We start from the raw sequence: 8,026 nt of genomic DNA, 5'->3' as shown, positions 1-8,026 counted from the left end.
CCCTGGCCTCCGGCGTGACGCTGGAAAGCTACGCAAGGCAGCCGGATGGCAGCTTCGTCGTCACCACCGACAAGGGCCGCATCGGCGCGAGGCACCTGATGCTGGCGACCAATGGCTATACCGGGGCGGCAACCCCCTGGTTCCGCCGCCGCCTGATCCCGGTCGCGAGCTACCTGATCGCGACGGAGGAGCTGGGCGAGGACCGTGTGCGCCGCGCACTGCCGAAGCTGCGCGTCTATGGCGACACCAAGAAGATCCTCTACTATTTTCGCCCCTCGCCGGACCATCGCCGCATCCTGTTCGGCGGCCGCGCCAGCTTCGTGCAGACTGACCCCAAGCTGGCGGCGGCGACCCTGCACCGCTTCCTGGTGGATCTGATTCCGGATCTGGCCGGCGTCCGCATCACCCATGGCTGGAAGGGCAATGTCGCCTTCGCCTTCGACATGATGCCGCATGTCGGCATCCAGGATGGCGTGCACTACGCCATGGCCTGCAACGGCAGCGGGGTGGTGGGCATGACGCATTTCGGCCGCGTTGCCGCGCAGCAGATTCTCGGCGGTTCCAACCGCGTCTCCGCCTTCGCGCGGCTGAGCTTTCCCACGCGACCATTCTACACGGGCAACCCCTGGTTCATGCCGGTGGTGGGCACGGCCTATCAACTCCGCGACCGGCTGGATGGCTGGCGCGTCAAGAATGGAGGCGTCTGATGCTGCCGTTCCGCAAGACCCCGGGCCGTACGATCCTGTCCCGGCTGCTGGCCCTGGGTGCGATGTGCCTGCCGTTCGCGGCCCCCGCCCACGCACAGACGCTGACCATGGCGACGCAATCGACCTTCGGCATCGATCCGCATTTCTTCTTCAACGGCCCGAACATGGCCGCGGCCCGGCACATCTACGACACCGTCATCAGCCGCGACGAGAACAGCCGCCAGGTGCCCGGCGCGGTGGAAAGCTGGCGCGCGGTGGAGCCCACGCTGTGGGAGCTGAAACTGCGCCCCGGCGTCACCTTCCATGACGGCACGCCATTCACGGCGGAGGACATCGCCTTCTCCATCGCCCGCATCCCCAATGTGCCGGGCAATATCGGCCCCTACACCATCAACCTGCGCACCATCGACCGTGTCGAGATCGTCGATCCGCTGACCGTGCGGCTGCACACCAGCGAGCCCAATCCGCTGATCCCCGGCCAGATGACGAATGTCTTCATCGTCTCCGCCCGCGCCGCGGCGAATGCGAGCACGGAGGACTTCAACCGGGGTCGCGCCGCCATCGGCACCGGCCCCTATCGCGTCATGGGCAACGGCGTCTCCCCCACCGGCATGCGACTGCAGCGCAACGAGTCCTATTACGGCAGCAAGCCGGCCTGGAGCGAGGTGGAGGTCCGTGTCGTCGCCAATGACGCGGCGCGGCTCGCCGGTCTGCTCGCGGGCGATTACGACCTGATCGAGGATGTGCCGCTGACCGACCTTTCGCGGCTGCGGCGGGAAGGGCGCGTGAATATCGCCAGCCGTGCGACCGACCGGATCATGTATCTGTCGCTGAACGTCGCGACCGACCCGCTGCCGCTGGTGGTCGATGGCAATGGCCAGCCGCTGCCGGTGAACCCGCTTTCCGATCTCCGCGTCCGCCGCGCGCTCTCCATGGCGATCGACCGCAAGGCGCTGGTCGAGCGCGTGATGGAGGGGCAGGCCGTCGCCTCCGGCCAACTGACGCCGGAGGGTTTTGGCGGCTATGACCCGGCGGTGCCGGTGCCGCCCGCCGATGTTGCCGGCGCGCGCCGCCTGCTGGCGGAGGCCGGCTTCCCGGACGGCTTCGGCCTGACCATCTCCTGTTCCAACGACCGCTATGTCAACGACGCCCGCATCTGCCAGGCGGTCGGCCAGATGCTGGCGCGTGCCGGGCTGAAGATGAATGTGGATGTCACGCCGAGCACGGTGTTCTTCCCGCGCATCCGCCCCGCCCGGGTGCTGCTGCCGATGCATTTCGTCGGCCGTTCCTTCTCCTCCGGCGACGCCACCTATGTGCTCTCGACCTCCTTCCACACGCGCGACGTGCCGCGGAACCTCGGCGGCGCCAATCGCAGCGGCTTCAGCGACCTGGCGGTGGACGCCATGGTGCGGGAGGTGATGGTGCGGATGGATGACGGGCGGGAGGCCGCGGTGCGCCAGGCGATGCATCAGGTGCAGGACCTGCATGTGCAGATCCCACTCTATGTGCAGATGTCGGCGATCGGCACGCGGCGCGGCATCACCTACACGCCGCGGATGGATGAGCAGGTGGTCGCCGTCCACGCGCGCCCGGCGGAGTGACCATGGCGGGCCGCCCCACGCTGTACGGCACCCGCCACGCGGTCTCCGCCGGGCATTACCTGGCCACCGCCGCCGGCCATGCGGTGCTGGAGGCCGGTGGCAATGCCATCGATGCGGGGGTGGCCGCCGGCATCACCCTCGGCGTGGTGCAGTCGGACATCGTGAATGTCGCAGGCGTCGCGCCGATCATTCTGCGCAACGCCGCCGGTGAGGTGGAGACCATCGCCGGCCTCGGCCACTGGCCAATGGCCTTTCCGGCAGACCTGTTCCTGCGCGAGCATGGCGGGAAAATGCCGCCCGGCGTGCTGCGCACCGTGGTGCCGGCGGCACCCGATGCCTGGATCACCGCCCTGCAACGCCACGGCACCATGAGCTTCGGCGAGGTCGCCGGCGCCGCCATCCGCCATGCGCGGGATGGTTTCGCGATGCACCCGACCATGGTGAAGAACCTGGTCCAGAAGTTCGAATCCTACATGCGATGGCCGAGCACCGCCGCGATCTATCTGCCCGGTGGCCGCGCACCGGAGGTCGGCCAGAAATTCGTGCAGACCGATCTCGCCGCCATGCTGACCTACATGGTGGATCAGGAAGCCGCTGCGGGCGGTGGGCGCGCCGCCGGTCTCGCCGCCGCCCATGCCGCCTTCTACCGGGGCGACATCGCAGCCCGGATCGTCGCCTTCCAGCAGGACCAGGGCGGCTATCTGTCGCGCGATGACCTCGCCAATTTCCGCAGCCGCATCGAGCCGCCGGTGACGCGGATGTGGCGCGGCCACGCCGTTTCCACCTGCGGCCCCTGGTGCCAGGGCCCCGCGCTGCTGGAAGCGCTGCTGATCGCCGAGCGCATCGGCTTCGACGGGCTGGCCCACAACAGCGCCGAATACCTGCATGTGATCGCGGAGGCGCTGAAGGCCGCCCTGGCCGATCGGGAATACCATTTCGGCGATCCGGCCATGGTCGATGTGCCGCTGGACCAGCTGCTCTCGGCCGCCCACATCGCCGCCCGCGCCGCCGGTTTTCGGCGTGACGCGGCCTGCCCGGACATGCCGCCGCCGCTGATCGGCAACGGCACCGAACTGCCCCCGCCGATCCGCGAAAAACCACCGGAGGTGGAGGCCGATACCTCCTATGTCTGCGTCGTCGATCGCTGGGGCAACGCCTTCAGCGCCACGCCCTCCGACGGGTCGTGGAATTCCCCCGTGGTGCCGGGCCTCGGCATCGTGCCATCCGCACGCGGGTCGCAGAGCCGGGTCGATCCGGCGCATCCCTGCGGCGTGGCGCCGGGCAAGCGGCCGCGCCTCACGCCGAACCCGGCGCTGGCGGTTCTGGCCGATGGCGGCGTGATGCCCTTCGGCACGCCGGGCGGCGATGTGCAGGTGCAGTCCATGCTGCAGGTGCTGCTGAACGTGCTGCATTTCGGGATGGAGGTGCAGGAGGCCATCGAGGCGCCGCGCATCGCGACCTACGCCTTCCCCTCCTCCTTCGCGCCCTTCGAATATTTCCCGCGCAAGCTGGCGGTGGAATCACGCATCCCGGCCGAGACCCGCGCCGCGCTGACGGTGCTGGGCCATGAGATCCAGGCCTGGCCCGACTGGGCCTATGCCGCCGGCAGTGTGGAGGCGATCCGCACCGACCCCGCCAGCGGATTGATGGCCGCCGGCGCCGACCCCCGCCGCCCGGCCTATGCCATCGCGAGCTGAGCGACCGACCGGGATCTGTGGCGGCGATCCGTGGTTCGCATGAAATGCCGCGTCTGACGCGCACTGTGCCCACGCAACAGGCTCGGTAAGGGTGGTGATTGAGCGAGGCAGTGGCCCGGAGCTTGTCCATCGAGAATCGCGCAAACCACCTGGCGGCTGCGAGCTCCTGCCCTGAACCGGAGCTTCCGGGCGAGGGAATTCCACAGGGTGAGGCGCCGGCAGCATGATCGTCCTTCTTGTGGCATGAGACTTGCTGGCTGATTTCGGCTGGATAAGTCTGTTCTCATCCTCAACCCTCAGACCGGGGCTTTGCGCCATGATGCAACGACGCAGCTTGATGGGTGGCCTGGCAGGCCTCGGCGCCGTCGCGCTGATGCCGGGCCAGCTTTCCGCCCAGGGGGCCGGTACATCCGGCATCGTGAAGTTCGGCTTCTTCGGCCCCTTCACCGGAAACTTCGCTGCCAACGGCCAGCGCTTCCGGGAGGCGGGGGAGCTGTTCCTGGAACAGACCAACGCGGCCGGCGGAATCGCCGGGCGGCGGCTGGAGGTGGAATTCCAGGATGACCGCGGCGACCCGCTGCAATCCACCAACATCGCGCAGCGCTTCGTCGGCGACGCCGCGATCGTCGCCGCGATCGGCAGCTTCACCACCACCGCCTCGATGGCCGCGGGCCAGGTCTTCGCCCAGGCGCGGATGCCGCAGGTCAGCCCGACGGCCTCCCACCCGGACTACACCAAGATCAGCCCCTACCAGTTCCGCATGCCCAATACGCAGGACATCGTGGCCGAGCTGAATGCGGAGCTGATGGTCAACCGCCTCGGCACCAAGCGGATCGCGCTGCCCTACTTCCAGGACGACTGGGGCATCTATGTCGCGCAGGCGACCAAGGCCGAGATCGAGAAGCGCGGCGGCGAGGTCATCCTGTCGGAAGCGATGACGCAGCAGGCGCGCGATTTCCGGGCCATGATCACCAAGATCCGCGCATCGCGCGCCGATGGCATCTTCCTCGCCAGCCACTACGCGCCGTCGGCCATCTTCATGCAGCAACTGCGCCAGGCCGGCATCACCGTGCCGGTCGGCGGCGCGGACCCGCTGTACAATCCCGAATTCCTGCGTCTCGCCGGCCCGGCCGCGGAGGGGGTGATCTGCACCACCTATTTCTTCCCAGCGGATCCCTCCAAGGCCACCTTCACCGAGGGCTACAAGGCGAAGTATGGGCGGGAGCCGGACCAGTGGGCGGCCTTCGCCTATGATGCCATCGCCATCGCGGCGGAGGGCGCCAAGGCGCTGATCCAGGCCGGCCGGCCGGTGACGCGGGAGGCGCTGCGCGATGCGATCGACGACCTGCCGCCCTATGAGGGCGTGACCGGCACCACCGATTTCGTCAACGGCACGCCGCGCAAGCCGATGACGCTGCTGGTGATCCGCAACGGCAAGTACGAACTCTACACCTGAGTCCATTGGAACCTAACTGACGTGATCGAGCTGTTTCTCAGCCAGTTGCTGAACGGGCTGGTGATCGGCTCGGTCTATGCGCTGATCGCCCTTGGTTTTTCGCTGGTGTTCGGCGTGGCGAACCTGATCAACTTCGCGCAGGGCGCGCTGCTGATGCTGGGCGCCTTCTTCGCCTTCACGCTGATCCAGTGGGGCGTGCCGATCGTGGCCGCCGGCATCCTGTCCGTCGTTGCGACGGCGGCGGTGGGGATGCTGGTGGAACGGCTGGCGCTGCGGCCACTGCGCAACGCACCGGCGATCGCGCCGCTGCTCTCCACGCTGGCCATCGCGGTGATCGCCGATGCGGGCGCGGAGCTGATCTGGTCCGCCGAATCGCAGCCCTTCCCGAGCCCGCTGCAATCCTATGTCGTGTTCGTCGGCGGCGCCTTCCTGACCGGCGTGGACATCGCCACCTTCGTCATCTCGCTGGCGGTTATGGGCGGGCTGATGCTGTTCCTTTCGCGGTCCTGGACCGGCCGCGCGTTGCGCGCCACGGCACAGGACCCGGAAGCCGCGGCGCAGATGGGCATCGATGTCGCGCTGATGCGGCAGATCGCCTTCGGCATGGCGGGCGCGCTGGGCGCCCTGGCCGGCATCCTGGTCGCCATGTACTACCAATCTGTCTTTCCGCAGATGGGTGTGCCCTTCGGCATCAAGGGCTTCGCGGCCGCCTTGCTCGGCGGCCTGGCCAGCATTCCCGGCGCGGTGCTCGGCGGGTTCCTGCTCGGCATCTTCGAGAATCTCGCCAGCGGCTATGTCGGCGAAGGCTCCCGCGACCTGATCGCCTATTCGCTGCTGATCCTGGTGCTGATGGTGCGGCCACAGGGTCTGCTCGGCACCGGTAAGCTGGAGGCGCTGGGTGGAGTCGGCGGCGCCTCGGGCGCGATCCCCACCACCTCGATCGTCGCCAGCCTCGGCGGTGCCACGGCCCGCACGCGCGACTGGGTGCTGCGGCCGAAGCTGTGGATGGTGCTGGGCGTGATGGCGCTGGCGGCGCTGCTGCCGCTGTTCGGCAGCGCCTATGTCGTGCAGGTGGCGGCAGGCTGCGCGGTGTTCGCGATGCTGGCGCTGAGCCTGACGCTGCTGTCCGGCTCGGCCGGCGTGATCTCCATCGGCCACGCGGCCCTGTTCGGCTTCGGCGCCTATGTCTGCGCCATCCTCGGCCGCAACCATGGCTGGCCGGTGGAGGGTATCCTGCTCGCGGCCGCCTTCGGCACGGCGGCGATGGCAGCAATCGCCACGCTGCCGGCGATCCGCCTGACCGGGCATGCGGTGGCGCTGGCGACGCTGGCGGTGGGGCAGGTGGGCTACCTGCTGTTCCTGAACTGGATCGAGCTGACGCGCGGGCCGATGGGCATCGCCGGCATCCAGCGCGGCAGCATCGCCGGGCTGTCGATGCAGCCGCTGGAACGGCAGTACTGGCTCGCGCTCGTGCTGCTGGCGGTCTGCTACGTCATCGCGCATCGCCTGCTGGAATCGCCCATCGGCCGCACCTGGCGTGCCATCCGGGAGGATCGGCCGGCGGCGCACGCGGCCGGCGTGCCGGTGACGCGCTATCTGGTGATGGTGGCCGCCGTGGCCGGGCTGATGGCCGGCCTGGCCGGCGCGCAGTTCGCCTGGCTGCAGGCTTTCGTCAGCCCGGATTCCTTCATCCTGGAAACCTCCATCGTGCTGATCTCGATGGTCGTGCTTGGCGGCATGGGCAATATTGCCGGCGCCGTCATCGCCGGCGTGCTGCTGGCGATCCTGCCGGAGGCGCTGCGCGCCTTCGATGATTGGCGCATGATCGTCTATGGCCTGATCCTGCTCGGCCTGCTGCGCTTCCGGCCGCAGGGCCTGGGCGGCGTGCGATGAGCGCGGCGCTGACCCAGGCGCTGGGCAGCCATCGCCACCCTGGCGCGCTGGTGCTCGATGGCGTCACGCGCCGCTTCGGGGGGCTGGTCGCGACCGACAAGGTGTCCTTCACCGTGCCGGGGGGCGAGCTGATCGCCATCGTCGGGCCCAATGGCGCGGGCAAGTCCACGCTGGTGCGGCTGATTACCGGATTCGTGCGGCCGGATGCGGGGCGCATCAGCCTCGGTCCGCACGACCTGACGCGGCTTGCGCCGGAACGCATCAGCGCGCTTGGCGTGGCGCGCAGTTTCCAGACCAGCCGGGTGTTTCCCGGATTGTCGGTGCTGGAAAGCGTGCTGGTCGGCACGCAGGTGCAGTTGATCGGCGGCGGCCGGCTGCCGCATGCCTTCGGCGCGGTGCCGGAGATGGTCTCGGCGCTGTTCGGCCTGCCGGGCTACGCCAGCCGCCGCCGCCTGCTGGAAGACCGTGCGGAGGCCACGCTGAAGCTGTTCGGGGATCGGCTGTGGCCACGCCGCGACGCGCCCGCCTTCAGCCTGTCCTACGCCAACCGCCGGCGGCTGGAGATTGCCCGTGCCCTGGTGGCGGAGCCTGACCTGCTGCTGCTCGACGAACCGACCGCGGGCATGAATCCCACCGAGACCGGCGAGCTTGCCGACCTGATCGCGCAGCTCC

General features: G+C 69.0%; 6 protein-coding genes. All 6 read left to right on the top strand.

Annotated elements, in window-relative coordinates; translation table 11 throughout:
- Nucleotides 1-707: FAD-binding oxidoreductase (locus Q8S40_RS07360; protein ID WP_305669865.1), on the top strand; the 707-nt coding region annotated here is incomplete at its 5' end.
- Nucleotides 707-2,308, top strand: a complete 1,602-nt coding sequence (locus Q8S40_RS07355; RefSeq protein ID WP_305669864.1) for an ABC transporter substrate-binding protein — start codon at nt 707-709, stop codon at nt 2,306-2,308. The genes Q8S40_RS07360 and Q8S40_RS07355, both read left to right, overlap by 1 nt.
- Nucleotides 2,309-2,310: 2 nt before the next feature.
- The gene (locus tag Q8S40_RS07350; protein WP_305669863.1) at nt 2,311-4,005 is read left to right on the top strand and encodes a gamma-glutamyltransferase family protein; all 1,695 of its coding nucleotides are present in this window, start codon (nt 2,311-2,313) and stop codon (nt 4,003-4,005) included.
- Between the two features lie 337 nt (nt 4,006-4,342).
- Nucleotides 4,343-5,461 carry an ABC transporter substrate-binding protein gene (locus tag Q8S40_RS07345; RefSeq protein WP_305669862.1) on the top strand — a complete coding sequence of 373 codons (1,119 nt, stop codon included), beginning with the start codon at nt 4,343-4,345 and terminating at the stop codon, nt 5,459-5,461.
- Between the two features lie 21 nt (nt 5,462-5,482).
- On the top strand, nt 5,483-7,354 hold the full coding sequence (locus Q8S40_RS07340; RefSeq protein ID WP_305669861.1) for an ABC transporter permease: 1,872 nt from the start codon (nt 5,483-5,485) through the stop codon (nt 7,352-7,354).
- Nucleotides 7,351-8,026, top strand: a 676-nt coding sequence (locus Q8S40_RS07335) for an ABC transporter ATP-binding protein (protein ID WP_305669860.1), incomplete at its 3' end; no start/stop codon positions are given. The genes Q8S40_RS07340 and Q8S40_RS07335, both read left to right, overlap by 4 nt.

The organism is Falsiroseomonas sp. (assembly GCF_030695085.1).
GTDB lineage: Bacteria > Pseudomonadota > Alphaproteobacteria > Acetobacterales > Acetobacteraceae > Falsiroseomonas.
This window is presented reverse-complemented; position numbering and strand designations above follow the sequence as displayed.